This is a genomic window from Rhodococcus sp. NPDC059968, assembly GCF_042738615.1.
In the GTDB taxonomy this organism is placed as follows: domain Bacteria; phylum Actinomycetota; class Actinomycetes; order Mycobacteriales; family Mycobacteriaceae; genus Rhodococcus_F.
On sequence record NZ_JBHWUE010000070.1, the window covers coordinates 26,235 to 50,996 of the forward strand.

A 24,762-nucleotide genomic window follows, 5' to 3' on the forward strand; every position below is an offset into this window, starting at 1 on the left:
TTTCAGCCCTTCCGCTTTCGGATGATCTCAGTCGACTCCTGGGCCTTCGCCCGCTTCTCCGCCCGGCGCTCTTTGAGGGCGCGTGCGGACTGTTTCGAACTCTTGACGGCGGATTTGTCAGCCATTGTCGCTCCATCTTCGGAAGTGGCAACCACGAACTGATCCCGACCATACCCAGGAAAGTAGATAAGTCCACTCGGCACCTGGCACGGCCAGGACCACACGAGCGCCGAGTCGCCGGGCCGCGACCGTCGTGCCGCGGTGGATTTGGAACTTCGTGAGATCCCAAGAACCGCAGGAAAGCTCACGAACTCACTTATTCCTTGCCGGTGGCTATGGTGCATGCAAGCATCAACGGCATCTACCGGAGGACTGAAATGTGAATGCAGCTACCGATCGTCAATGGGCGGTTCGTGACGCTGTTCTGGGTTGGCTTCTCGCGAAGGCGACGGAAGGGTACCGAAGTCCGATTCTGGACGCGGAGGCCATCGGGGAGGCGGTCGGCTGGGCGCCTGCGCCCTTGACCCGGGACGAAGTGGCCGATGCGTCGAATTACCTCTACAGGGAAGGGTATGTGACGGGCGTGCCGGTCATGGGTATCGGGATTCCGCGCCCGATGTTGACTGTGGCCGGGCGGCGCGTCGCCAGGGCAGAGAGGCCTCTGCGCCGCGCGATGTGCGGTCACGACATCGTCAGCTAGCAACAACTCGCTCCGTCAGTCGACGCACCATCTATTGCCTCACCCCCGCAGTCAAGAGCAAGGTTCGGTACGGGTACACGAGACAGCCTTCGCCGGTATCGGTGATGGCCGTGTGGATCGCTGCGAGCAATTTTTCCCGCCGATCAGGTTGTAGCAAAACGTGATTGGACTGCGTGCGCATCAGACCGGTGTAGCTTTCGGCGTCGTACGATTTCGTCCAGTTATAGGTGCGGGACGCCCACGGAGTGAAGCCGGCAGCCGGCGCGGCCTGCTCCTCGGTGTCGGGTTGCAGGCCCGACGCGGCGCGGCGATCGAGTTCGGGGGCGTATTCGGCGTAGGCGTCATCGATGGCGTCCCAGGTGGGACCGGACAGGTCGCGGGGCCGGTTCCACCACAGGCATAGCGAACCGCCTTTCCGGAGAGCCCGGGCTGCGACGGCCGCGCCGCGCTGCGGATCGACCCAGTGCCACGACTGGGCGGCGACGACGAGGTCGTATGCGGCGGCCGCGACGGAGCAGTCCTCGAAAGCGGACTCCTGCACCTCGACACTCCAGCCCTGGGTGCGCCGCCTGGCGACGGCGGCCATTGCAGGATCGGGTTCGATCGCGAGAACCGACGCCCCGCGCTGCGCGAGGCCGAGCGTTGCCCGACCGGTACCGGCACCGGACTCGAGAACCCGGCCGGCGGGCGCGAGGGAGAGCACGTCGTCGTAGAGGGCATCGGGGTAGCCGGGCCTCCACCGGTCGTACAGCTCGGCTACCTGCCCGAAGCTCCGCGCCCGCCGTTCGCGTTCGTCGTTTCTCACATCCCGAACCTACGTCGACCGGGGCGTCGTCGGGTGTGCGTTCGTTCCTCTGGACGAAGGCCCCGACGACCTCGGGACGAAGACCGGCGACCCCGCGGGTGAAGAGGTGAAGCGAAGGTTCCACCGCTGATGGCACACTGCGGGTGTGGAGCTCTCACAGACGTTCGAATGGCGTGGCAGATCGGTGGCGTGGGACAGGTTCGGGGACGGTCCTGCGGTGGTGATGTGCCACGGGACACCGTGGTCGTCGCAGCTGTGGTGGCCGTTCGCACGCGCGCTCGCTGCCGAGTTCTCGGTCTACCTGTGGGACATGCCCGGATACGGGCAGTCGTCGAAGGACGGCGCCCACGACGTCGATCTCGGTGTGCAGGGTGAACTCCTCGCCGACCTCCTCCGGCATTGGAACCTCGACGCACCCCATGTCGTCGCCCACGACTACGGGGGCGCCGTCTCGCTTCGCGCCAATCTCGTGCACGGTGCCCGGTACGCCTCGCTGGCCCTGGTCGACGTGGTTGCGTTGCGGCCGTGGGGCTCGGACTATTTGCGGCTCGTCGCGGAGAACGCCGACGTGTTCGCCGCGCAACCGGCAGCGGTGCACCGGGGTGCTCTCGAGGCCTACATCGCGGGCGCGACCCACCGCGGCCTGACCCCCGCTCAGATGGCTCTCCTGACCGCGCCGTGGCTGTCGGAGGAGGGTCAGGTCGCGTTCTACCGGCAGATCGCCGAGGCCGACGAGCGATACACCGACGAGATCCAGGATCGGTATGCGTCGATCGACATTCCTGTCGCGGTCGTGTGGGGGAGGGACGACGCCTGGATCCCCGTCGACCGAGCCGAGGAACTCGCGCGCCTCGTTCCGGGTTCGACGCTCGAGGTCATCGACGGCGCCGGGCACCTGATCCAGTTCGACGCTCCCGTCGAACTGGCGGTGTCTCTGCACAGATGGCTCACGGCGCAGTCAAGCCCTCGATGACGGCCGCGGTGGTGTCGGCGATCGCCTGGTTGTTTCCCTGCGCACCTTCCTGATTCGTGAGGCTGTCGGTGAGGATGGCGAGGACGACGGGGGCGCCGTCCGGACTCCACGCGACACCGGCATCGTTGGCGGTGCCGAACCCGCCGCCACCGGTCTTGTCGGCGGCAGTCCACCCGGCCGGCAGACCGGCGCGCATTCGCTTGTCCGACGTCTTGCTCGCCCGCATCCACTCGAGAAGCTGATCGCGGCTCGCCGCGTCGAGCGCGTCTCCCAGGAGCAGCGCCCGGAAGCCCTGTGCGAGGCCGTTCGGAGTCGTCGTGTCCCGGGGATCGTCGCGGAATGCGGTGTTGAGTTCGGTCTCCCACCGGTCCAGTCGCGTGCTCCCGTCGCCGACGTCCCGGGCGAGGGCTGTGACCGCCTGCGGACCACCGATCTCCCGGAGCAGGTAGTTCCCGGCAGTGTTGTCGCTCTGCGTCAGGGCTGCTTCGGCGATCTGCCCCAAGGTCATCGGGGTGCCGACCGCTGCGGCGGTGACCGGCGAGTTCTCGACGAGGTCGCCGGGTTCGATCACGACCGTCTTGTCGAGTGACGTCGACCCGTCCTCGGTCTTGCGCAGAACCGCGGCCGACGCGTAGGCCTTGAACGTCGAGCACATCGCGAACCGTTCGTCGCCCCGGTGGCTGTAGACCTCGCCGGTCGCGGGATTGACGGCCGTCACTCCGATCCGTGTGGAGTACTGCGCCTCCAGGGCGTCGATCGTCGCGTCGAGGGACCGGCGATCCGGTACCGCAGCCACCGACGTCGTGGGCTGGGCGTGCTCCGCGGTGGCGGTGCACGCCCCGAGCAGTAAGGGCAGCGCCAGCGCGAGAGCGACGGCACCTCGACGACCGGTGCGCCTGGGCTTCGGATGATTTCGGTGTGTGGGCATGGATCCAATGTCGGATGCGGACACTCATAGCGCAAAGACGAAAGCGGCGTTGTCGCGAGTCGGGTGCGCTATCACCCCAGTTCAGGGCCACGTTTTGTGCCCGGAAACGGTGACGTGGCCAGATGGGGACGGTCGGAACTGGTTCAATGGTCGCCATGGATCTGCTCCGCCACCTGAGTTTCTTTGTCGCCGTTGCGGAGGAGGGACATTTCGGCAACGCCGCATCCCGGCTCGGGATGACGCAACCGCCGCTGTCACAGGGCGTGCGGCGGCTCGAACAGCGACTCGGCGCGGAGCTGGTTCAGCGCAATACCCGAGGAGTCGGGCTCACCGACGCCGGACGCCAATTGCTCCCGCGTGCTCGGCTTCTCGTCGCCGACGCGGCCCGATTCGAGGACGAGGCGCACCGCATCGCCGGTGGTCGCGACACGGTGGTGCGATGGGGTGTCCCGCACTCGGTGGCCGACGGTGTGGTGGTTCGGTGTGTCCGTGCCCTTCGCGACGCGGACGAGACCCGGCCCACCCGGGTAGTGACGACTACGGCGTCCACCACCGAACTCGTGGACGCCGTCCGCACGGGCAGTCTCGACGTCGCCGTGGTCGAACATCCAGCACTGCTCACCGGTCTCGACAGCGGACCGGTGCTGAAGCTTCGGCGCTGGGTGGTGGTGCCGGACGACCACCCGGCCGCAGTCGCGAAGAAGGCACAGGTCCGGATGCTGCGCGGGCTGGCGCTGGCAACCGGTCCACGCTCGGACAATCCGCCTGCCCACGATTTGTTCGTCGACGTGTGGCGGGCCCGGGGTGTGGACCCGGACATCGTGGTCGCACCGGGTCCGCGAGAGATTCTCACGCATGTGGCCGCCGGCGGTCATTTCGGAGTGACGGCGACGGCACCGACGGTGATGCCGGGTGTGGCCTGGGTCGATCTGCTGCGCGAAGACGTCGCGCTGCGCCTGCGCATCGTGTGGCGCTCGGGGGCCGACGTGGCACCGTCCGCTGCCGCCCTCGACCGGGTGCTACTGCGGGCCGATCGATGACCCCGTCGGCGGAGAAGCGGATCCGTGACGTCTTCGCCGACGCCGGGTGCACCGGATGGCTGCACGCCCGCCGCGTCGGCCCCCCGATCGACGCCGGGGGTGACATCGCGGTCGGCGCGGACGACCTCGTGGTGCTGGCATCGGTCTACAAACTTCCGCTGCTCGTCGCCCTGTGCCGCGCTTTCGAATCCGGGGAGTTGTCGCCGACCGCGACCGTCCGGGTCAGCCCGGCCGACTGCACCCCGGGGCCGACCGGGGTGTCGACGTTCCGTGACCCAGTGGTGCTGAGCTGGCGGGATCTGGCGCTGTCGATGATGACCGTGTCCGACAACGCCGCCGCCGACCTCGTTCTCGGGCAGGTGGGACTGGAGAGCGTCGAGCGGGCGCTGTCCGAGCTGGGCATGACGAGCACGCGCATCATCGGCGGCACAGCGGATGCGCACCGCAGTCTGGTGATCGACGCCCACGCGCATACCACCGCCGAAGCATTCGCGGCACTCGCCGACAACGACGAGGCGTGGACGGTGTCCGCCTACGACCCGTCGTATGCGAGCGCGACGACTCCACGGGAGATGACCTCGCTTCTCGACGCGATCTGGACCGGACGGGCGGTGCCCGGACCGCAGGGCGAGTTCGTCCGGCACGTGATGTCCGCGCAGATCTGGCAGCACCGCATCCGGTCCGGGTTCCCGTACTCCGAGGTGGACGTCGCCGGGAAGACCGGGACCATCGGCGCCATCCGCAACGAGGTGGCCGTCGTGACGTTTCCCGGTGAGACTCCCGTCGCGGTCGCCGTCTTCACCCGTGCCGCCCGAACCGACCCCGTGCTACCGGTGGTCGATGCCGCGATCGGGCACGCCGCCCGGATCGCGGTGACCGAACTCCGCTCCGGCCGCGTCGAGTGAGGTACTCAACCCGGATAACGTCGGGGCGTGAATACCCGGGTCCCGTGCTCGTTCTCGACGACGGTCGTCATGGAGGAGCCCACGATGAGCAGGCACCGCATGTCGATCTCGGCCGGGTCGAGGTCCGCGAGCCGCACGACCCGCACCGACTCCTGCGCGCCGGCCACGTCGCGGCCGATGATCACCGGGGTGTCGGGGGAGCGGTGCTCGAGAACCAGGTCGCGCATCGCGGCGACCTGCCAGGTGCGTGACTTCGACGCGGGGTTGTAGACGGCGAAGGCCATGTCGGCGCTCGCGACCGCGGAGATGCGCTGCGCCACCACGTCCCACGGCTTGAGCCGGTCCGACAGGGACAGGACGGCGTAGTCGTGCCCGAGGGGTGCGCCGACCCGGCTCGCCACGGCGTTCGCGGCGGTCATACCGGGCAGGACGCGCACGGGAACGCCGCGCCACTGCTCCTCGGCCGCGACTTCGAGCACCGCGGCGGCCATCGCGAACACACCCGGATCACCGGACGACACGACGGCGACGCGGGCCCCGTTCTTCGCCAGGTCGAGTGCCATCGCGGCGCGTTCGGCCTCGACGCGGTTGTCGCTGGAGTGGCGGCGCTGACCGGGACGTTCGGGGACCCGGTCGATGTAGGGGCCGTAGCCGACGATGTCGGTGGCGAGTGACAGTTCGTGCTGCACTTCCGGTGTCGTCCATGCCTGATCGCCGGGACCGAGCCCGACGACGACGAGTTCACCCTTCGGTGCCGCGTCGTCGCGGCGTGCGTTCGACGGGCTGGGCACGATGGCGATCGAGAAGTAGGGGACGTCGCTGTCCGCGACGTCGTCCGCGGCGTCGATCTTCTGCCGGGTCGTGCTGGCCCGCTCGACGTACCATGTCTCGTCGATGCGGCCGGAGTCCTTCAACGCCTGCCGGACGGCCGGGTAGGTGCGTCCGAGTTTCAGGATGGCGGCGGCGTCGGTCTCCCGCAGGCGCCGCGTCAGCTCGCCGCGCGGCAGCGTTCCGGGCAGGACGGTGAGGATTTCCTCGCCCTCGACGAGCGGCATCGCCAGCGCGGCGGAGGCGGCGCTGATCGACGTGACCCCGGGAATCACCTCCGCCTCGAAGCGGTGCGCGAGCCGCTTGTGCATGTGCATGTAGGAGCTGTAGAACAGCGGGTCGCCTGCGGCGAGGAGCGCCACCGAGCGGCCGGCTTCGAGGTGGGCGGCGAGTCGCTGCGACGCCTCCTCGTAGAACTCGTCCATCGCCCCCTGGTATCCGCCGGGGTGGTCGACGGTCTCGGTGGTGACGGGGTAGACGAGATGCTCCTCGATCTGGCCCTCACGCAGGTACGGCGCCGCGACCGCGCGGGAGATGCTCTTGCCGTGCCGGGCGCTGTGAAACGCCACCACATCGGCCTCGGCGATGACCCGCGCGGCCTTGACCGTCACCAGTTCCGGGTCACCCGGTCCGATACCGACGCCCCACAGTTTGCCGGTCACCCGCTCTTCGGAGCTCATTCGACTTCGCTCGCAATCGCATTCAGCGCCGCAGCCGTGATGGCACTGCCACCCCGGCGGCCGCGGACCAGCAGATAGTCGAGTCCGCTCGGGTGCTCGATCAGCGCTTCCTTCGACTCCGCCGCACCGATGAAACCGACCGGACCGCCGACGATCGCGGCAGGCCGGGGTGCGCCGGATTCGATCATGTCCAGGAGGTAGAACAACGCGGTCGGGGCGTTGCCGATCGCGACGACGGCACCCTCGAGTTTGCTGCCCCACAATTCGAGGGCGGCTGCCGAACGGGTGTTCCCGATCTGCTCCGCCAGCACCGGGACCCGGGGGTCGCGCAGCGTGCAGAGCACCTCGTTGTCCGCGGGGAGACGCTTCCGGGTCACGCCGGCGGCGACCATCTGCGCGTCGCACAGGATCGGGGCGCCGCCCGCCAGCGCCGCGCGGGCAGCCTTGACGACACCGGGGGTGAACGCGACGTCGTCGACGAGGTCGACCTGACCGCTCGCGTGGATCATGCGGACCACGGCCTGCGAGACGTCCTCGGGAAAGGCACTGAGATCCGCCTCGGCGCGGATCGTGGCGAAGGACTGGCGGTAGATCTCCGCGCCGTCTCGGATGTACTCGATCATTCGCTCACGATAGAGGCACCGCGGTCACGGCTCCTCAACCCGGTAACCCGTCTCCGTGGCGACGACGTCGGCGACCTCACCCTTGGGCCGCCCGCAGCACCGCTCGCAGCCCGACCAGTGCTGTCGGCCCTCCACCGGGAGTTCGCCGCTCGCGACGGCGTCCCGCGCGTCGGCCCGCACATCGGCGAGCGCTTTCTCGCAGCCGGGTTGCCCGGTGCAGGCGCTGACGTTCAGCCACGGTGAGTTCTCGTCGAAGATCAGGCCCATCGGGGCGAGGACCCGCACGATCTGCTCGGCGGACCACTCGTCGAGATCGCACAGCAACACCGACTTCCAGGGCGTGACGATCACCGGCTTCTCGACCGCGGCGAGGAACTCCGCCAGCCGGGCGTCGAGGGTCCCGAACGCGAGACCGCCGCCGAGGGTCACGGTGCCGTCCGGTTGGTCCAGCCATCCGATCGGTGGCCGATGCTCGTCGAACCCGCTCACCGGGTCGGCGGTCGGTGCGAGCGCCAATGCCGACAGGGTCCGTTCGGCACCGTCGGCGATCTCGGACAGCCGCCAGTGCTGATCGCGCAGTTCCAGGAAGACGCGGGCGGCGTCGAGGAGCACCGTCACCGATTCCGTGGTCGTGACCCGGGCGCCGCTGTCGCGACCGGCGAGAACCAGGGCGACCTCCGTCTCGCTCACCGCATGGACGCCGAAATCGCCGCCGAGCGCCGAGACGTCGCCGCGCCCGTCGTCGAGGGTGAACAGGGTGCGGCCCGGCAGGTCCGCCAACGCGGAGTCCGCGCACAACGTCCGATCGAGTTCGTCGACCAGATCCCGAAGGTCCGCGAGACCACCGATCCGGCCGGTCAGCGGTGAGACGAGGATGTTGCGGACCCGTTCGTGCGTCTCCGACGGCAGGAGACCCGCGTCGGCGAGGCGGCGGGCGAACTCCTGCGGGTCGCGGACCGCCCGCAGTTGCGCGTTGCCGCGGGAGGTCAGTTCGATCTCGCCGCTCCCGAGGTCGCGGGCCGATTCCGCGAGGGTCTGCAGCTGGGGAGAGGTCAGCACACCTCCGGGGAGGCGCACCCGGGCGAGCGCACCGTCCGCGGCCTGGTGGACCTGCAGCGCGCCGGGGCATGCATCGGGGCGGGAACGGGAGTCGACCATGGTCCCAGGTTACGTCCGGCCCCAGGTAGCATCACCAGCACTTGCGGCAGCAGGAGAGGAAGCCGGTGAAAATCCGGCGCGGTCGCGCCACTGTGAGCTCGCCGAAACCGGTGGGCGAGCCAGACCCTCACCTGCCGTCCTCCGACCTACGGTTCCGCACGGGACCACTGCCACGGGGCGCGACACCCCCAGGAAGGCTCCACACGTGATCCTGCTGCTCTCCACCTCCGACACCGACCTGCTCAGCGCACGCGCCAGCGGGGCGGACTATCGCTGGGCCAACCCGGCCCGGCTGCTGGTCGAGGAGGATCTGCCGGGGCTGCTCGACGGCGCCGACCTGGTCGTGGTGCGCATCCTCGGCGGCCGCCGGGCGTGGGAAGAGGGCCTCGCCGCGGTCCTGGCCAGCGGACTGCCCGTGGTGGTCCTCGGCGGCGAGCATGCCCCGGACGCCGAACTGATGGAGTGCTCGACCGTCACCGCCGGTGTCTCGGCGGAGGCACACAACTATCTCGCCGAGGGCGGCGCCGACAACCTCGCCCAGCTGCATCACTTCCTGTCGGACACCGTGCTGCTGACCGGTCACGGTTTCGAGGCGCCGGTCCACCTGCCGAGCTGGGGTGTCGCGCCGTTCGCTCCCGATGCGAACCCGGAGCGCCCCACGATCGCCGTTCTCTACTACCGCGCCCAGCACCTGGCCGGGAACACCCGCTACATCGAGGCGCTGTGCGACGCCGTCGTGGCGGCTGGCGGCACTCCGCTGCCGATCTTCTGTGCGTCGCTGCGCACCGCCGAGCCGGAATTGCTGAACACGCTGCGCCGGGCGGACGCGATGGTGGTCACCGTGCTCGCCGCCGGCGGCACCAAGCCGGCCGGCGTCTCGGCCGGTGGCGACGACGAGGCGTGGGACGTCGCCGCTCTGGCCGCGCTGGACGTGCCGATCCTGCAGGGACTGTGCCTGACCAGCAGCCGTGAGTCGTGGGAGTCCAACGACGACGGATTGTCGCCGCTCGACGTCGCCACCCAGGTCGCGGTCCCCGAATTCGACGGCCGGCTGATCACGGTGCCGTTCTCGTTCAAGGAGATCGACGCCGACGGTCTCTCCACCTACGTTCCCGACGCCGAGCGCGCCTCCCGGGTGGCGGGCATCGCCGTCCGGCACGCCCGACTCCGGCACATCCCCGCATCCGACCGCCGGATCGCTCTGATGCTGTCGGCGTACCCGACGAAGCACGCCCGCATCGGCAACGCCGTCGGTCTCGACACCCCGGCCAGTGCCATCAGGTTGCTCACCGAGATGCGAGCCGCCGGATACGACCTGGGCCCCGCGGACGGGCCGGACTCAGTGCCCGGTCTCGCAGCCCAGGACGGCGACGCGCTGATCCATGCCCTCATCGCCGCCGGCGGCCAGGACCCGGACTGGCTGACCGCGGAACAGCTCGAGGGCAACCCGATCCGGATCTCCGCCGCCCGCTACCGCGAGTGGTTCTCGGCGCTGCCCGCGGAACTGCGCGAGGGCGTCGAGGAGCACTGGGGACCGGCGCCGGGCGAACTGTACGTCGACCGCTCGCAGGATCCCGCCGGTGAAATCGTCATCGCCGCAATGCAGTTCGGGAATCTCGTGCTGATGGTGCAGCCGCCGCGCGGATTCGGGGAGAAGCCGGTCGCGATCTACCACGACCCGGACCTGCCACCGAGCCACCACTACCTCGCCGCCTACCGGTGGATCGCCGCGGATGCCGCCGCCGGCGGTTTCGGCGCCGACGCCGTTGTCCATCTCGGCAAGCACGGCAACCTCGAATGGCTGCCCGGCAAGACACTCGGCATGTCCGCGTCGTGCGGCACCGACGCCGCGCTCGGCGACCTGCCGCTGATCTACCCGTTCCTGGTCAACGATCCGGGGGAGGGCACGCAGGCCAAGCGCCGCGCCCACGCGACGCTCGTCGATCACCTGATCCCGCCGATGGCCCGCGCCGAGAGCTACGGCGACATCTCGCGACTCGAGCAGCTCCTCGACGAGCACTCGAACATCTCCGCGCTCGACCCGTCCAAGCTGCCGGCCATTCGCCAGCAGATCTGGACGCTGATGCGCGCCGCGAAGATGGACCACGACCTCGGACTGCAGGAACGTCCCGACGAGGACGTGTTCGACGACATGCTGCTGCACGTCGACGGCTGGCTGTGCGAGATCAAGGACGTCCAGATCCGTGACGGCCTCCACATCCTCGGTGCGGCCCCCCGCGACGACGCCGAGGTCGAACTGGTGCTCGCGATGCTGCGCGCCCGGCAGATGTGGGGCGGCGAGCAGAACGTCCCCGGACTCCGCGAGGCGCTCGGCCTCAGCGAGGACGGCGACGAATCCCGTACCCGCGTAGACGACATCGAGCAGCAGGCGCACGCACTGGTGCAGGGCATGCACGACGCCGACTGGGAACCGGACGCCGCCGACACGCTCACCGCCGACGCCACCGTCGCGAAGATTCTCCGTTTCGCCGCCACCGAGGTGGTGCCCCGGCTGCGGGAGACCGACAACGAGATCGCGCAGGTGCTGCACGCACTCGACGGCGGCTTCATCGCCGCCGGGCCGAGCGGTTCGCCGCTGCGCGGGCTGATCAACGTGCTCCCGACGGGCCGCAACTTCTACTCCGTCGACCCGAAGGCCGTACCGTCCCGGCTCGCCTGGGAGACCGGCCAGGCGATGGCCGAATCGTTGCTGGACCGCTACAAGTCCGATCACGGAGAGTGGCCGCGCTCGGTGGGTCTGTCCGTGTGGGGCACGTCCGCAATGCGCACCTCCGGAGACGACATCGCCGAGGTCTTCGCGCTCCTCGGTGTGCGTCCGGTGTGGGACGAGGCGAGCCGCCGCGTGGTGAACCTCGAGGTGATCGACCTCGAGGAACTGGGCCGGCCGCGTATCGACGTCACGGTCCGGATCAGTGGCTTCTTCCGTGATGCGTTTCCCCACGTCCTGGCGTTGCTCGACGACGCCGTCCGGCTCGTCGCCGCGTTGGACGAACCGGCGGAGAGCAACTTCGTGCGCGCACACGCGCAGGCGGATCTCGCCGAGCACGGCGACGAACGGCGGGCGACCACCCGCATCTTCGGGTCGAAGCCGGGCACCTACGGGGCCGGACTGCTGCAGCTGATCGACTCCAAGAGCTGGCGCGGCGACGCCGACCTCGCCGACGTGTACACCACGTGGGGTGGTTTCGCGTACGGCCGCGGACTCGACGGCGCACCCGCCGCCGACGACATGCGGACCGCATACCGGCGAATTACCGTGGCGGCCAAGAACACCGACACCCGCGAACACGACATCGCCGACGCCGACGACTACTTCCAGTACCACGGCGGAATGGTCGCGACCGTGCGGGCGCTCACCGGGAAGTCGCCCGAGGCATACATCGGCGACAGCACCCGACCCGAATCGGTGCGTACCCGAACCCTGTCGGAGGAGACGGCCCGGGTGTTCCGCGCCCGCGTCGTGAACCCGCGGTGGCTCGAGGCGATGCGCCGCCACGGCTACAAGGGTGCGTTCGAGATGGCGGCCACCGTCGACTACCTGTTCGGATACGACGCCACCACCAACGTCGTCGCCGACTGGATGTACGAGAAGCTCGCCGAGTCGTACGTGCTGGACGAGCAGAACCGCAAGTTCATGGAACAGTCCAATCCGTGGGCCCTGCACGGCATCGCCGAACGCCTCCTCGAGGCGGCGGAGCGGGACATGTGGGAGCACCCCGAGCAGCAGACCCTCGACGGCCTGCGGCAGGTGTACCTCGAGACCGAAGGCGAACTCGAAGGGGACTGACCAACCGCCCTGCTCCGCAGTTCGGTCTAGCATGGGCCCGGTGACCACAGAATTCGACCGGGTGTCGTCCGCGAAGTATGTCCTGCTCACCACGTTTCGGAAAGACGGCACCCCGGTGGCGACGCCGCTGTGGGCCGCCGCCGACGGGGACCGTCTGCTGATGTGGACGGTCACCGACTCCTACAAGGTCAAACGCATCCGCCGCAACCCTGAGGTGACGGTGGCCGCGTGCGACGCTCGCGGCAAGCCCAAGGGCCCCGAGGTTTCCGCCCGCGCCGTCATCCTCGACGCCGCCGGCACCGATCACACGCGGGACGTGATCGCCCGCAAATACGGCATCCTCGGCTGGCTCACGATGAAAGGCAGCCTCCTGCGCCGAGGCAAGACCGGCACCATCGGCCTCGCCGTCACGGCCGACGACCGGCGTGGGTGACCAGACGTTCGAGGGTCGATTCGAACTAGCGCCCACCTAGGGGTCGATGTACTCACCCTCGGGTGAGGGAAGGTCACCCCGGGGGGCCTGGTGGCGTGCGGGTGCGGGGATCACGGTGGGAATGTCCCGTAGACGGGAGTATCACCATGAACCGCAACATCGCCCTGCGTCGCCGCGTCGCCCAATCAATGCGATCGCGGCGCACGAACGCCCCACGCCGGGACGCACACGCCGTCGTCATCGGTGGCAGCATCGCCGGCCTGCTCGCGTCCCGCGTCCTGGCGGACTACTTCGGTACGGTCACGATATTCGAGAAGGATCACCTGGTCGACGGCGCCGAACCTCGTATGGGAGTTCCCCAGGGCCGCCACGTCCACAGCATCTGGAAACGGGGCCTGAGCCTGATGGAGGAGTCCTTCCCCGGTCTCACCTCCGAACTGATCGAGGGCGGATCGGCCGAAGTCGAAATGACGAAGGACTTCGCCTGGTACCACCGCGGCGTGTGGAAGCTGCGGGTACCGAGCGGGATCTTCATCACGTGTCAGACCCGGCCGTTCCTCGAATGGCACATCCGTCGGCGGGTGTGCCAGATCCCCAACATCGATCTCGTCGAGCGTTGCTACGTCAAGCGATTCGCCACCGACGCCACGGCGGGCCGGGTCACCGGGGTGGTGGTTCAGTCGCGCCGAGCCGGCGCCACCGAGGAGACTGTGGCCGCCGACCTGGTGGTCGATGCGAGCGGGCGCGGTTCCCGGACGCCGCGCTGGCTCGAGGAGTTGGGATACGGCCGACCCGAGATGTCGGTCATCGACGTCGATGTCGGCTACGCGACACGGTTCTATGCCCGACCGCCGCTCGAGGACTGCCCGTGGAAGGCGCTGATCATCGCGCCCACGCCGCCGGACGGAAGACGGCTGGGTGTCATCTTCCCCGTGGAGGGTCAGCGCTGGATCGTGATGCTCGGCGGCTGGAACGGTGATCACCCGCCGCGCGACGATGACGGCCTTCTCGAATTCGCGCGCAACCTCGAGGCGCCCGACATCTACACGTTCATGCGCGAGGCGGAGCCCTTGACCCCGATCGCGGGGTACAAGTTCCGCGCCAACGTCCGCAGGCACTATGAACGGATGCGCCGGTTCCCGGGTGGTCTGATCGTGCTCGGCGACAGCCTGTGCAGTTTCAACCCGATCTACGGCCAGGGAATGACGACCAGCGCCCTGGATGCGATGACGTTGCGGGAGTGTCTCGAACGGGCTGTCCACAAGGGTGAGGGCCTCGATGCGATGGCTCACCGTTTCCTGAAGAGGGTGCCGAGGAGGCTCGAGGCGCCCTGGAGGATGGCCGCCGGGGAGGACATGAACTGGCCTGGAACACAGGGTGATGCGCCGTTCGGAACCCCGTTCATGAACTGGTACTTCGGACGGGTGCATGCGCTCGCGGCGCGTGATCCGAAGGTGCTGATCCGCTTCGTGCGTGTGGCGAACATGATCGATTCGCCGGTCCGGATCTTCCACCCGAGAGTCCTGGCGCCAGTCCTCACCCGATCAGCGCGGGTGAGCCGCGTCGGCCGTTAGGTCGAGGCTGTGCTGGATCGGTCTTTCAGCTCAGGGTTCGCGCGTGCCCACCGAAGATGTCCACTCGGCAGTCCGCCCGGCTGAAGAACATCGGCTCGATCCGGTTGTACCGGCCCGACCTACTGCAATCGGCGATGGTGCACATCAATAGCCTTCTGCTACAAGCGGTTTTGGAGGATCCGGAGTTTCATGATCTGGTCGGCGACAAGGAGTGCCGCGCCCTGAGCCCGCTGTTCTGGTCCAACGTCAACCCCTACGGCCGGTTCCGGCTCGATATGGACACCCGCCTGGACCTCACCCGCGAACGAGTAGCCGGTTGAGACATCCGGATCCGGCGGCAGTGGCGGTGATTACCGGTAAGTCCATTGGCGTCCGGTCTGCTTGTACTCTTCGATCGGGATCGGCTTGACGCTGGGTCGCATTCGCGCCCGGTACAGCGCCCGTCGAGATGGCCGACCTCGTGCAGGATGAGCCGCGCGAGACCGTGATCGTAGGCGGTGGTGACGAGTTTGCTAGTGAGCGTGGTGGTTTCGATGGTGATGTGCAGTGGACGGGCGGTGTGGCGGAGAGGTCCGGAGGTTAGACGCCGAGGTGATCAGTTCAGTGCGACGGCCCAGTCGGTGAAGACCTTGGCATATCGGTCGGGTTCGGGTTCGTGCATGGTGGCCGTCGAGCGGGGGTAGGCGACCGACTGTCCGGCCGATTCCCTCCTTCCAGGCCCGCCCTCCCGGGCAAGCCAGATCAGATGACACCCGTCCGTGCGGCAGTCCCGTTCTTGCGCTGGTTGGCATTGAAGCGCGCCTTCTTCTGACGATTCCCGCACGTGTTCATGTCACACCATTTGCGGGTGCGACTTTGGCTGGTATCGAAGAAGGCGGCTTGGCAGGTTGGCGATGCGCACAAGGCCAATTTTCCGTCTCGTTCGCCTGCGATGATGCTGATCGCGTCGGCGGCGATCACGCTTAGGGCATCTTCTACGCAGGAAGCCGAGCTGAGTCGCCATTGACGATTGCCCTCGGGCGTCAGGATGGCCGCGGCCCGACCCTGAATGCTGCAGTCATTGATGATTTGGATAGCAGACGCAGGGAGAGCGTCTTGGATCGCGATCGCTGTCGCGGCGGCGTGAATTGATTCCCTCAGTTCCCGAGCGAGTTCGAGCTGGGCGGTGGTGCAGGTCTCCACGGCGAGGCCGTTCACTGCCAGCCAGTCGACGAGTCGCTGCGGCGTGGGAATGCGCTCCACAGCGTTGCCACGACGCTCCGTAAGAGTCGCCGTGAAGCTGGTCGCTAGCACGTTGCCGAGACGAAAGTCAGGGAACTCGGCACGCATGGAACCACCTTAGCAGGTTGCACGCTGACATCGGACATGCTAGAACCGTCTTAGCCGGTTCGCGATGGTTGCAGCCGGTTCCGCGATGGCCAGGAGGTCTCATGCCCCGTCCAACCAGCGACGTGCAAGCATTTGAAGCCCACGCAACTGACGCTGACCTCGACGATCTGCGCGCGCGATTAGCCGCGGCGCGGCTACCGGAGGCCGAGACGGTCTATCGCGCCGCGCCCGACCCTCGCCGATGGGAACAGGGCGTTCCTCTCGCCGACCTCGTCGATGTCGTGAACTACTGGCGCACCGGGTACAACTGGCGGTCGTTCGAAGAGCGCCTTAACCGTATCGGCCAGTTCCGCACGACCATTGATGATCTGGGAATCCACTTCCTGCACCGCCGATCCGCGCGCGCAGATGCCACTCCTCTGATCTTGACGCACGGGTGGCCAGGCAGCATTGCCGAGTTCGTCGATGTAGTAGACGAGCTGGCAGATCCGAAAGATGCAGACGCGCCGGCGTTCCACGTCGTGGTTCCATCGTTACCAGGCTTTGGTTACAGCGACAAGCCGGCCACCACCGGGTGGGGAACCGAAAAGATCGCGGCCGCATGGGTGGAACTGATGGGAAGGCTCGGCTACAGCAAGTTCGCAGCCCACGGCGGCGACTGGGGAGGCAATATCACCACGGTTCTCGGCGGCAGGTTCCCGGCGCACGTTCTCGGCATCCACACAACGTTCGCGGAGGGACCGCCCGGGTTGACAACGGACGGGCTGACGGCGGTCGAGCGCAAGTGGACCGAGGAAACCCGCGATTTCTGGCACCACCACGCGGCGTACGCGAAGCAGCAGGCGACCCGACCGCAGACCATCGGCTACTCGCTCGTCGACTCACCGGTCGGGCTTCTTGCCTGGATCCTTGACAAGTTCGCTGAGTGGACAGATACCGAAGACAGCCCCTTCGAGACGATTTCCAGAGACAGCGTTCTTGACGACGTCACCCTGTATTGGCTGACGCGGACCGGCGCATCGTCGGCCCGCATTTACTACGAAAGCCACAACTCGCTGGACCCCGAACTTCGGGTCGACGTCCCGTCGGCAATCAGTATGTATCCCCGCGACATCGAGAAGTGTCCGCGCCCCTGGGCACAGGAGCGGTACCGACAGATTGTCCGATGGAGGTCGCCCGAAATCGGGGGACATTTCCCGTCGCTGGAGGTTCCCGAGTATTTCGTCAAGGACCTGCAAGAAGGCCTCGCAGCAGTGCTGGCCGCCAATCGGTGAACGCGGCTGGGTGCCGGGACTCGGAATTAGTCCGGGGATCTGAGCTACGCGCCGAATGCTCTGCGCGGCGGCACTTGCCCCGGTGCTCAGGTGCCGCCCCCCGGAGCGAGCCTGCGACCGCGGTGGGAACTTATCGGTCGTAGCCGACCCGCGGAGCGGGGGTGCGCGGACGAGTGGAGGGCGAGAGTGGGAAGCACAGGATGACGGGAAACTAGAAGTCCCCGATGCGGGTGTTGACGACATGCGTACGGGGCGGCTCTCGTACCCACCCGTATCGTGCGGAAACAGCTCACCCGATCCATTGTGATCCGTTCCGGATTGACGACAGGGTTTGACGACAGATTGAACCGTGAATGGAAGCATTCCGGGCCGGCGGAAGGAAGGCGGCGGTCATGGCCGAACTTGTCTACACACGGGTGTCCACCGACGAGCAGAGCACCTTGCGTCAGACCCACCTCCTCACCGAGGCCGGTCTCGTCGACGGCGCGCAGGGCGTGCGACTGTTCGCTCACCCGGCCACCTCATCCAAGTCCCCGCGCTCGACCGCGACGGCTTCTGCCGACTGGCTGGATACGCGCGACATGGTGACCGACTCACCGTGTCCGAGCTGTACCGGCTGTGCCGCGATCTCGTCGACATCCTGGCAGTCCGCGGCTGGTGCCAGCAGCACGGCGGCCGGGAGATACGACGCGGCTACTGGCCGCCGCCGCGACAGTCGGGAAGAGCGCGTCGGCCGCCGACCGCAAGGCATACCGGATCTATCGGGACCGACAGCAAAACGCGACCACCTGACCACCACCGACGGCTACGCCCGCAACCGCGGGGTAGACGAGGGAACTGTCCGGGAGTTCCGGCGTCGATACGGTGATGCCTCAAGATCAAGCGGCCCAAGGTGTCACGGAAATCTCTGTGCTGCTTGCTATTTCTTGCCGGATTCGCTGTTGCCGCCCTTGAGCCGGACTCCAGCGCTGCCTCCGGCTGCGCGGTCTCCGGGGTGCCGGTGTCGCCGAGCAGCACGTGCATCGCCGCGCCGTCGACGAGTGCGTGCAGGCGCACCAACTCGGTGTCGACGTCGATGTCGGGCGCGATCAGGCCCCGTTGAACGAGGCCGGTCAGGATCGCGGCGCATGCACTGGTCCTCGGTAGGTACGGGACCGCTCCGGTGGTGACGTTGGGGCTACTCGCCGCGATCGCGCACCGCTACGCGGACGGACGCGAACCCGGCCCGGCCGGTCGGGCATTCTCGGGAGTTGGCCGCACTGCACTCAGTTGCTATGTGCTGCAGAACATCCTGTGCTCGATCGTCTGTTACGGCTGGGGACTCGGCCTCGCGGCCCAATTGAACGGCACCACCGTCGTTCCGGCAACCGTCGCGTTGTTCGGTGCTGTCTCGGCGACCTTGATCGTCGTGTCACGCCTGTGGTTGCGGCGGTTCGATCAGGGGTCCGCTCGAATGGCTCCCGCACCGAGGCTCCAAGCGTCTCACCCGGGCGGACAGGGACGGTGTCACCGCGCCAGCAGTGTCGTCCATTCCTTGAACTCGAGAGCGTACGACGGTGCGGGCGTCGTCACGGAGGGGCACGACTGCCGCCGAGTCGCCAACTCCACCAACGACTTCGCTGCCCGCATCACGCTGACGTGGTGATGTCGGGAGACGTCGAGCAGCTCCTCGAACGCCTCGGCGTCGCCGTAACCGCGGGTGGCGATGAGAATGCCTCTCGCGGTGGCGAGAACCTCGCGTCCGTCGGGGTGACGGTACGGAATCGAATGTGCGGGCGGTGCGACCTCGAGTGCGTCGTTCGACACTGTGATCTCCTGGATTGTGGTGCTTCGCTGATGTCTCGGCGCGGTCATACCGCCGCCACCATCAGCGCCGTGGCGAGGACGACGATCAGTCCTCCCGTCGCGGCGGCGAGAACCGAAGCAGTGATGATGCCGATGCCGACGGCGCAGGCGAGGCAGACGAACGTCGTCAGTGCCACGTCGGCGAGAGCGAACCTTCCCGTGACCTTGGTGTGGCCGTAGAGCAGTTCGCGGGTAGTGCTCTCGGAGTGCATGAAACCTCCTGGTCAGACGTGCAAGGGACGTACTCGGCGCACGCGCCGGCCACGCGGCGCCGCGGTGAGTTTCGGCCCCGTTCTCTGGAGACCTGAATATGACATGCGCGGCGAAACGGCTCTGGAGTGAGAAATCTCATATGCGCGATGTCTGCAGCATTTATAACGGAAACTGCACGGGCTGTCACCTAGACGAGCGTCCGCATAGAATCCGCGCCTCAGAGCGCCTTGCTGACCGACGACATGTGGAAGTCCGGGACACGCAACGGTGGCATCGCGGTTCGGGTGAACCAGTCCTTCCATTCCCGGGGCAGCGTCCGCCCGGTGGCGCCGGCCTGGGTGACCCTCCGCAGCAGGTCGAGGGGGCTCTCGTTGAACCGGAAGTTGTTCACGGCACCCGTGACCTTCCCGTTCTCGACGAGGTAGACACCGTCCCGCGTCAATCCCGTCAGCAGCAGGGTGGCGGGGTCGACCTCCCGGATGTACCAGAGGGTGGTCAGTAGCAGCCCGCGTTCGGTCTCGGCCACCATCTGGTCGAGCGACACCGAGCCGCCGGCGTCGAGGATCAGATTGTCGCCGGGCACGGTCACGTCGGCGCCGAACTCCTTCGCCGCCGCCCGCGGGTACGCGAGCGCGTTGACGGTGCCGTCACGGATCCAGTCGACCCGGCGCGCGTCCATCCCGTTGTCGAAGACGGACACGGATTCGGACGACGACCCGGTGACGACGAACGGCGTGCACTCCACGCCGAGCGCGGCCGGATCGGAATAGAGGGTGAGGGGGAGCGTACTCAGCTTCTCCCCGATACGGGTGCCCCCCGGCGCCGCCAGGGCGGAGTGCCCTTCCTCCGCGGCCCGCCCCTCCATCGTCCACATCAGGTAGATCATGAGGTCCGCGACCGCGGACGGCGGCAGGATCGTCTCGTAGCGGCCCGCGGGTAACTCGACCCGGTTGCCGGCCCAGTCGAGGCGCGTCGACAGGTCTTGGAGCAACTTCACGCTGGCGACATCCGTGAAGTCCTTGGTGCTGGTGCCGACCCAGGCGCTGGCGTCGCCGCGTTTTCCGTTGATCTCGACCGACCCGGTCGGCTGGGCGAACCGGCGCCGGATCCCGGTCGACGTGCCCAGCCAGGTGGTGTGCAGCTGATGATGGGCGAAACCGTAGAGCTGGTCGTCGCCGTCGAAGCCCATGCTCAGATCCTGGGCGAGTTGTTCGAATGCGCCGATCTCGGTGCGCTCCGCCGAATCGTCCCACCGCTCATCGGTGCCGGTGCCGGTGAGTAGCGGCATCGCGTCGGATGCGGGTGTGGCTGCGCGGGCAGCGATTTCGGCCGAACGGACCACGCCGTCGATGTCGGCGGCGTCGACGGACGCGGACGTGACGATGCCGACCTTCGCGTCCTCGCCGGCCCGGACGATCGAGATGACGGTCCAGCTGCGCGACGTGGACACGCCGTTGGTGGTCATCGAGTTACCGGCCCACCGCAGGGAGGCTTCGCTGGCATCGGTGACGATCACGATGGTTTCGTCCACGGTGGCGCGGGCGAGGACCTGCTCGACGAGTTGCTGTGGCGCGATCATCGGCCGCCTTCCGTCCGAGTGTTCAGTACGTTCACGCCGCGGAAGAGCGCCGACGGGCAGCCGTGGCTGACGGCCGCGACCTGACCGGGCTGCGCCTTGCCGCAGTTGAAAGCGCCGCCCAGCTGCCAGGTGGACCGGCCACCGACGGCGTCCATCGAACCCCAGAAGTCCGTGGTGGTCGCCTGGTACGCGACGTCGCGGACTTGCCCGTCGAGTTTCCCGCCGCGGATGCGGTAGAACCGCTGACCGGTGAACTGGAAGTTGTAGCGCTGCATGTCGATCGACCAGGATTTGTCGCCGACGACGTAGATGCCGTCCTCCACACCGGAGATCAGGTCGTCGGTGCTGCGATCGGTGTCGGAATCCGGCTGTAACGACACGTTGGCCATCCGCTGGATCGGAACGTGGTGCGGCGAGTCGGCGTACGAGCATCCGTTGGAACGCTCCAGCCCGAGCCGGGGCGCGAACGCCCGGTCGAGTTGGTAGCCGACGAGAATCCCGTCGGCGACCAGGTCCCAGGACTGTGTTTCGACACCTTCGTCGTCGTAGCCGACCGTGGCGAGACCGTGCCGCTCGGTCCGGTCCGCGGTCACGTGCATGATCGGCGTCCCGTAGCGCAGCGTGCCGAGCTTGTCGGGGGTGGCGAACGACGTGCCGGCATATGCGGCCTCGTAGCCGATCGCGCGGTCGTACTCGGTGGCGTGCCCGATGGATTCGTGGATGGTCAGCCACAGGTTGGTCGGGTCGATCACCAGATCGGTGGGACCGGGCACCACGGTGGGGGCCTTCACCTTCTCGGCCAGTAGATCGGGAATCCGGGAGAGTTCGTCGGTCCAGTTCCACACCCTGTCGCCGGCGACGTACTCCCATCCGCGGCCGACGGGGGGCGCGAGGGTGCGCATCGTCTCGAACACGCCGGCCGACTGGTCGACGGTGGTGGCTTCGAGTTGCGGGTGCACCCGCACCCGCTGCTGCACGATGGACGATCCCGCGAGATCGGCGTAGAACGTCTGTTCCTTCACCTGCAGGCATCCGGCGGTGACGTGGTCGACGCCGTCGGATGCGAGGAGCCTGCGGGAGTATTCGCCGAGCAGCGAGATCTTGTCCGAGGCGGGGACTTCGAACGGATCGACGTCATAGTCGGACACCCAGTGGACATCCGTGTGCACCGGTTCGTGGGCGAGTTCGACGTGCTCCCGGTTCAGTCCACGCAACGCCCGCGCGACGGCGACGGCCTGTTCCGCGGTCGCGGCGGCGGTCGCCGGGGTCAGCTCGGCGTGCGAGGCGAAACCCCAGGTGCCGTCGACGACGACACGCACCGCGAAGCCGAGTTCGTTGGTGTCCACCGCCGACTGCACTTCGCCGTCGCGCAGCCGCAGGGACTGGCTGGTCAGTCGATGCACCCGCAGGTCGGCGTGCGACGCGCCCGCTGCACGGGCAGCGGCGAGCGCCGCGTCCGCCAGCGAACGCAGGGGGAGGGCAAGGAATTCCGGATCAACCTGTCGTGGAGCCGTCACCTGGACCACCGTAGTCGGTCGCTCAGCCGAATTGCTGCCAACCCAATCGGATCACCATCGCGATCACCACGATCAGCAGGGTGATCCGGACGAACCCGGCGCCCTTGCTCAGCGCCATCCGTGAACCAGTGATCGCGCCGATCACGTTGCAGACCGCCATGCCCAGGCCGAGTGCCCACAGCACATGGCCGGTCGCGGCGAAGAACACCAGCGCACCGAGATTCGATCCGAGATTGATCACCTTCGCCATCGCGGCGCTACGGACGAATTCCGTGCCGAGGAACGTGGCGAAGCTGATGATGAGGAATGTGCCGGTGCCCGGCCCGAACAGTCCGTCGTAGAAACCGAGGAGTCCGGCGGACAGCAGGACGACCGCGACGACCTTCCGCCGTGTCGGCGGATCCTTCGCCAGCGTGGTCCCGAGCTGCGGACGGATCGTCACGAACACGGCGACGCCGACGAGCACCACCATGATGAGCGGGATGAACACGTCCTTGTCGATGCGCGACACCGTTGCCGCGCCGAGCGCGGACGCCACCGCCGCGAGCAGACCGGCGGGAACCAGCAGCCGCCAGTTCATGGGGATGCGGCGCGCGAACGTGACGACGGCGGCGGATGTGCCGGTGAACGCGGTGAGCTTGTTGGTGGCCAGCGCGGCCTGCGGCGTCAGCTGCGGTGCGACGAGAAACAGTGCGGGAATGAGGATCAGTCCGCCACCACCGACGACGGCGTCCACCCACCCGGCGGCCGTCGCGGCGGTGAGAAGAAGCGCCCAGTCACCCACATTCATGGTGCAGACTCAACCACACCCACCCTGAGGTACTTACGCTGTGCACATGCGGAGGTTCAGTCTGTGGCTGCGAGGAAAGCCGACGGTTGCGGACTCGATGTTGGCGGCGATCCTGTTCACCCTCGAGGTGTTCGTGTTCACCGCGTCGGGAGACCGCTCGCCGTGGGTGCAGCTGGTCATGGGTTTCCTGCTGTGCCTGCCGATCGTGTGGCGTCGCAAGTATCCGCGGGCGGCGGCCGGCGCCGTTCTGGTGATGTCGATCACGATCACATTCATCAGTTACTCGATCGGTGACCTCGACGCCGAACATCCCGGTCTGCTGGCACTCGCCGTCGCCCTCTACACGCTCGTCGCCTACGTCGACCGCCGCACCGCCGCGGTGTATGCGGTGGGCCTCGCCGTCGATTCGGCCCTGTCGATCTGGTTGCTGGAACAGGAACTGCTGGCGGCCGGACTGTTCTCGGTCCTCGTCTTCGCGCTCTCGTGGATCACGGCGGAGTTCCTCGGCGCCCGCCGGGCTTACGACGAGGAGGTTGCCGCGCGCCTCGTCGTCGCCGACTATGACCGGGATCGCCGCGCCGAGGACGCGGTGGCGGCCGAGCGGACCCGGATCGCCCGGGAACTGCACGACGTCGTCGCGCATGCGGTGAGCGTGATGATCGTTCAGGCCGACGGCGCGTCCTACGCCTTGAAGAGCAACCCCGACATCGCGAAGCAGGCACTCACCAACATCGCGAGCACCGGGCGGGAGGCTCTGGCGGAACTGCGGCGCACCGTCTCACTGCTGCGCACCGAGCCGGCGACCGACGACATGCCCCAGCACGGCACGGCCGGTCTCGCCCGGGTGGCCGACATGATGCGCAGCGCCGGCCTGCCCGTGGAACTCGAACTGACGGGGGAGTTGGACGACATCAGCCCTGCGGTCAGCCTCGGTGTCCACCGGCTGGTCCAGGAATCGCTGACGAACGTGCTGCGGCACGCCGGGGAACGTCCGCGCGCGAAGGTGCGTGTGCGGCGCCGCGAGACGGACGTCCTCGTCGAGATCACCGACAACGGCAACTCGTCCGGGCAGTTCTCGCTCGGGTCGGGCAACGGGCTGCTCGGTATGCGGGAGCGGGTCGCGGTGTTGCACGGCACGCTCGAGGCGGGACGGCAGACCGACGGCAGTTGGCGGGTCACCGCGGAGTTGCCGCTCGAGCTCGAGGACTGAGCGGCCTCGGGTCACTCCGTCTCTGGTGGCGCCGCTTCCTCCGGCTGGTCGAGGACGCTGACGGTGACGCCGTAGGGGAGGAACCGCACCGACCGGTGAGGATCCGTGTTGTGCTTGTGCGCGCGGAGCGCATCGAGTTCGGTGGCATACACCTGCTCGACGCGTGCGACGCCCTCGCCGTCGAGCGTGTAGATAGCCCACACACCGTCACCGGTCTCGCCGGCAGTTTCCGGCTTCGACGCGCCGCGCGGCGAGCGGGCGAAGTCCGCGAACACGCCCGTCCACGGAATCTGAGAGTCCGCCTGATCCAGGAACCTGACGATCCGGTCCTTGACGCCCTGCAATTCCTCGCCGGCCTCACGGATCACGCGGTCGAGATCGTCGGGGTCGAACCCGAACGGCCTGTTGTCGCCCATCACTGTCTCCTGACTTCGGCGGGACACCTCCAGTGTGGCCGCGGGGGGGGGGGGGCGCGCCCCCCCCGGCGCCCAAGGCCGACGCCCCCCCCCCCCGGGGGCCCCACCCCCCCCACCGCGACGGCCCGGGGCGG

General features: G+C 68.0%; 24 protein-coding genes, 1 pseudogene and 1 riboswitch. Of the genes and pseudogenes, 11 read left to right on the forward strand and 14 right to left on the reverse strand.

Annotated elements, in window-relative coordinates; all coding sequences use genetic code 11:
- Positions 1-2 precede the first annotated feature (2 nt).
- Entirely contained in the window at positions 3-125 is a 123-nt protein-coding gene (locus tag ACFWAY_RS38120) for a hypothetical protein (RefSeq protein WP_274542882.1), read from the reverse strand.
- 254 nt (positions 126-379) lie between these two features.
- Here ACFWAY_RS38120 and ACFWAY_RS38125 point away from each other — a divergent pair, with 254 nt between their 5' ends.
- Complete coding sequence (locus tag ACFWAY_RS38125; RefSeq protein ID WP_378453186.1) at positions 380-700, forward strand: serine recombinase; 321 nt, start codon at positions 380-382, stop codon at positions 698-700.
- A 31-nt stretch (positions 701-731) separates the two neighbouring features.
- Here the strand turns inward: ACFWAY_RS38125 and ACFWAY_RS38130 are convergent, their stop codons facing one another.
- Positions 732-1,505 carry a class I SAM-dependent methyltransferase gene (locus ACFWAY_RS38130; protein WP_378514205.1) on the reverse strand — a complete coding sequence of 258 codons (774 nt, stop codon included), beginning with the start codon at positions 1,503-1,505 and terminating at the stop codon, positions 732-734.
- A gap of 145 nt (positions 1,506-1,650) precedes the next feature.
- On the opposite strand from ACFWAY_RS38130, the gene ACFWAY_RS38135 reads away from it, so the two are divergent.
- Positions 1,651-2,478: an alpha/beta fold hydrolase gene (locus ACFWAY_RS38135; protein ID WP_378514206.1), complete on the forward strand. Its 828-nt coding sequence runs from the start codon at positions 1,651-1,653 to the stop codon at positions 2,476-2,478.
- Here the strand turns inward: ACFWAY_RS38135 and bla are convergent.
- Positions 2,453-3,406 carry a class A beta-lactamase gene (bla, locus tag ACFWAY_RS38140; RefSeq protein ID WP_378514207.1) on the reverse strand — a complete coding sequence of 318 codons (954 nt, stop codon included), beginning with the start codon at positions 3,404-3,406 and terminating at the stop codon, positions 2,453-2,455. The two genes, ACFWAY_RS38135 and bla, sit on opposite strands and share 26 nt — an antisense overlap.
- 146 nt (positions 3,407-3,552) lie before the next feature.
- Between bla and ACFWAY_RS38145 the strand changes: the two genes are divergently transcribed.
- Both ACFWAY_RS38145 and ACFWAY_RS38150 read left to right on the forward strand, forming a co-directional pair.
- Positions 3,553-4,446 carry a LysR family transcriptional regulator gene (locus ACFWAY_RS38145; protein WP_378514208.1) on the forward strand — a complete coding sequence of 298 codons (894 nt, stop codon included), beginning with the start codon at positions 3,553-3,555 and terminating at the stop codon, positions 4,444-4,446.
- Complete coding sequence (locus ACFWAY_RS38150) at positions 4,443-5,351, forward strand: serine hydrolase (RefSeq protein WP_378514209.1); 909 nt, start codon at positions 4,443-4,445, stop codon at positions 5,349-5,351. The genes ACFWAY_RS38145 and ACFWAY_RS38150 overlap by 4 nt, the downstream gene beginning before the upstream one ends.
- Positions 5,352-5,356: 5 nt before the next feature.
- Here ACFWAY_RS38150 and ACFWAY_RS38155 read toward each other — a convergent pair whose 3' ends face one another.
- From ACFWAY_RS38155 to cobG, 3 genes are read right to left on the reverse strand one after another with little or no spacing between them, the layout of a single operon-like run.
- The gene (locus ACFWAY_RS38155; protein ID WP_378453180.1) at positions 5,357-6,859 is read right to left on the reverse strand and encodes a precorrin-2 C(20)-methyltransferase; all 1,503 of its coding nucleotides are present in this window, start codon (positions 6,857-6,859) and stop codon (positions 5,357-5,359) included.
- On the reverse strand, positions 6,856-7,482 hold the full coding sequence (locus ACFWAY_RS38160) for a precorrin-8X methylmutase (RefSeq protein WP_378453179.1): 627 nt from the start codon (positions 7,480-7,482) through the stop codon (positions 6,856-6,858). The genes ACFWAY_RS38155 and ACFWAY_RS38160 overlap by 4 nt, the downstream gene beginning before the upstream one ends.
- A 24-nt stretch (positions 7,483-7,506) precedes the next feature.
- Positions 7,507-8,640 (reverse strand): precorrin-3B synthase, encoded by a 1,134-nt coding sequence (cobG, locus tag ACFWAY_RS38165; RefSeq protein WP_378453178.1) that lies wholly within the window; start codon positions 8,638-8,640, stop codon positions 7,507-7,509.
- 6 nt (positions 8,641-8,646) lie between these two features.
- Positions 8,647-8,790, forward strand: a riboswitch (cobalamin riboswitch).
- Between the two features lie 55 nt (positions 8,791-8,845).
- Between cobG and cobN the strand changes: the two genes are divergently transcribed.
- From cobN to ACFWAY_RS38185, 4 genes are all read left to right on the forward strand, one after another.
- The gene (cobN, locus tag ACFWAY_RS38170; RefSeq protein ID WP_378514210.1) at positions 8,846-12,448 is read left to right on the forward strand and encodes a cobaltochelatase subunit CobN; all 3,603 of its coding nucleotides are present in this window, start codon (positions 8,846-8,848) and stop codon (positions 12,446-12,448) included.
- A 31-nt stretch (positions 12,449-12,479) separates the two neighbouring features.
- Positions 12,480-12,881, forward strand: coding sequence for a PPOX class F420-dependent oxidoreductase (locus ACFWAY_RS38175; protein ID WP_378514211.1), 402 nt, complete (start codon positions 12,480-12,482; stop codon positions 12,879-12,881).
- A gap of 146 nt (positions 12,882-13,027) precedes the next feature.
- Positions 13,028-14,455 (forward strand): FAD-dependent oxidoreductase, encoded by a 1,428-nt coding sequence (locus tag ACFWAY_RS38180; protein ID WP_378514212.1) that lies wholly within the window; start codon positions 13,028-13,030, stop codon positions 14,453-14,455.
- 56 nt (positions 14,456-14,511) lie between these two features.
- Entirely contained in the window at positions 14,512-14,775 is a 264-nt protein-coding gene (locus ACFWAY_RS38185; RefSeq protein ID WP_378514213.1) for a Tn3 family transposase, read from the forward strand.
- A gap of 421 nt (positions 14,776-15,196) precedes the next feature.
- Here ACFWAY_RS38185 and ACFWAY_RS38190 read toward each other — a convergent pair whose 3' ends face one another.
- Positions 15,197-15,784, reverse strand: a complete 588-nt coding sequence (locus ACFWAY_RS38190; RefSeq protein ID WP_378453174.1) for a CGNR zinc finger domain-containing protein — start codon at positions 15,782-15,784, stop codon at positions 15,197-15,199.
- A 101-nt stretch (positions 15,785-15,885) separates the two neighbouring features.
- Between ACFWAY_RS38190 and ACFWAY_RS38195 the strand changes: the two genes are divergently transcribed.
- Entirely contained in the window at positions 15,886-17,058 is a 1,173-nt protein-coding gene (locus tag ACFWAY_RS38195) for an epoxide hydrolase family protein (RefSeq protein WP_378453173.1), read from the forward strand.
- Between the two features lie 693 nt (positions 17,059-17,751).
- Here ACFWAY_RS38195 and ACFWAY_RS38200 read toward each other — a convergent pair.
- Positions 17,752-18,249, reverse strand: a complete 498-nt coding sequence (locus ACFWAY_RS38200) for a TetR family transcriptional regulator C-terminal domain-containing protein (RefSeq protein ID WP_378514220.1) — start codon at positions 18,247-18,249, stop codon at positions 17,752-17,754.
- On the opposite strand from ACFWAY_RS38200, the pseudogene ACFWAY_RS38205 reads away from it, so the two are divergent.
- Positions 18,191-18,596: pseudogene (locus tag ACFWAY_RS38205) on the forward strand (DUF418 domain-containing protein); the annotation flags it as partial. The gene ACFWAY_RS38200 and the pseudogene ACFWAY_RS38205 sit on opposite strands and share 59 nt — an antisense overlap.
- Here ACFWAY_RS38205 and ACFWAY_RS38210 read toward each other — a convergent pair.
- From ACFWAY_RS38210 to ACFWAY_RS38230, 5 genes are all read right to left on the reverse strand, one after another.
- Positions 18,565-18,912 (reverse strand): ANTAR domain-containing protein, encoded by a 348-nt coding sequence (locus ACFWAY_RS38210; RefSeq protein ID WP_378514214.1) that lies wholly within the window; start codon positions 18,910-18,912, stop codon positions 18,565-18,567. The pseudogene ACFWAY_RS38205 and the gene ACFWAY_RS38210 sit on opposite strands and share 32 nt — an antisense overlap.
- Positions 18,909-19,115, reverse strand: a complete 207-nt coding sequence (locus ACFWAY_RS38215) for a hypothetical protein (protein ID WP_378514215.1) — start codon at positions 19,113-19,115, stop codon at positions 18,909-18,911. The genes ACFWAY_RS38210 and ACFWAY_RS38215 overlap by 4 nt, the downstream gene beginning before the upstream one ends.
- A 218-nt stretch (positions 19,116-19,333) precedes the next feature.
- The gene (locus tag ACFWAY_RS38220) at positions 19,334-20,695 is read right to left on the reverse strand and encodes a metallopeptidase TldD-related protein (protein ID WP_378514216.1); all 1,362 of its coding nucleotides are present in this window, start codon (positions 20,693-20,695) and stop codon (positions 19,334-19,336) included.
- Positions 20,692-22,212, reverse strand: coding sequence for a TldD/PmbA family protein (locus ACFWAY_RS38225; RefSeq protein ID WP_378514217.1), 1,521 nt, complete (start codon positions 22,210-22,212; stop codon positions 20,692-20,694). Before ACFWAY_RS38225 ends, ACFWAY_RS38220 begins: the two co-directional genes overlap by 4 nt.
- Positions 22,213-22,234: 22 nt before the next feature.
- Positions 22,235-23,002: a TSUP family transporter gene (locus tag ACFWAY_RS38230; protein WP_378453168.1), complete on the reverse strand. Its 768-nt coding sequence runs from the start codon at positions 23,000-23,002 to the stop codon at positions 22,235-22,237.
- 46 nt (positions 23,003-23,048) lie between these two features.
- Here ACFWAY_RS38230 and ACFWAY_RS38235 point away from each other — a divergent pair, with 46 nt between their 5' ends.
- On the forward strand, positions 23,049-24,212 hold the full coding sequence (locus ACFWAY_RS38235; RefSeq protein WP_378514218.1) for a sensor histidine kinase: 1,164 nt from the start codon (positions 23,049-23,051) through the stop codon (positions 24,210-24,212).
- Between the two features lie 11 nt (positions 24,213-24,223).
- Here the strand turns inward: ACFWAY_RS38235 and ACFWAY_RS38240 are convergent, their stop codons facing one another.
- Positions 24,224-24,628 (reverse strand): hypothetical protein, encoded by a 405-nt coding sequence (locus ACFWAY_RS38240; RefSeq protein ID WP_378453166.1) that lies wholly within the window; start codon positions 24,626-24,628, stop codon positions 24,224-24,226.
- Between the last annotated feature and the right edge of the window lie 134 nt (positions 24,629-24,762).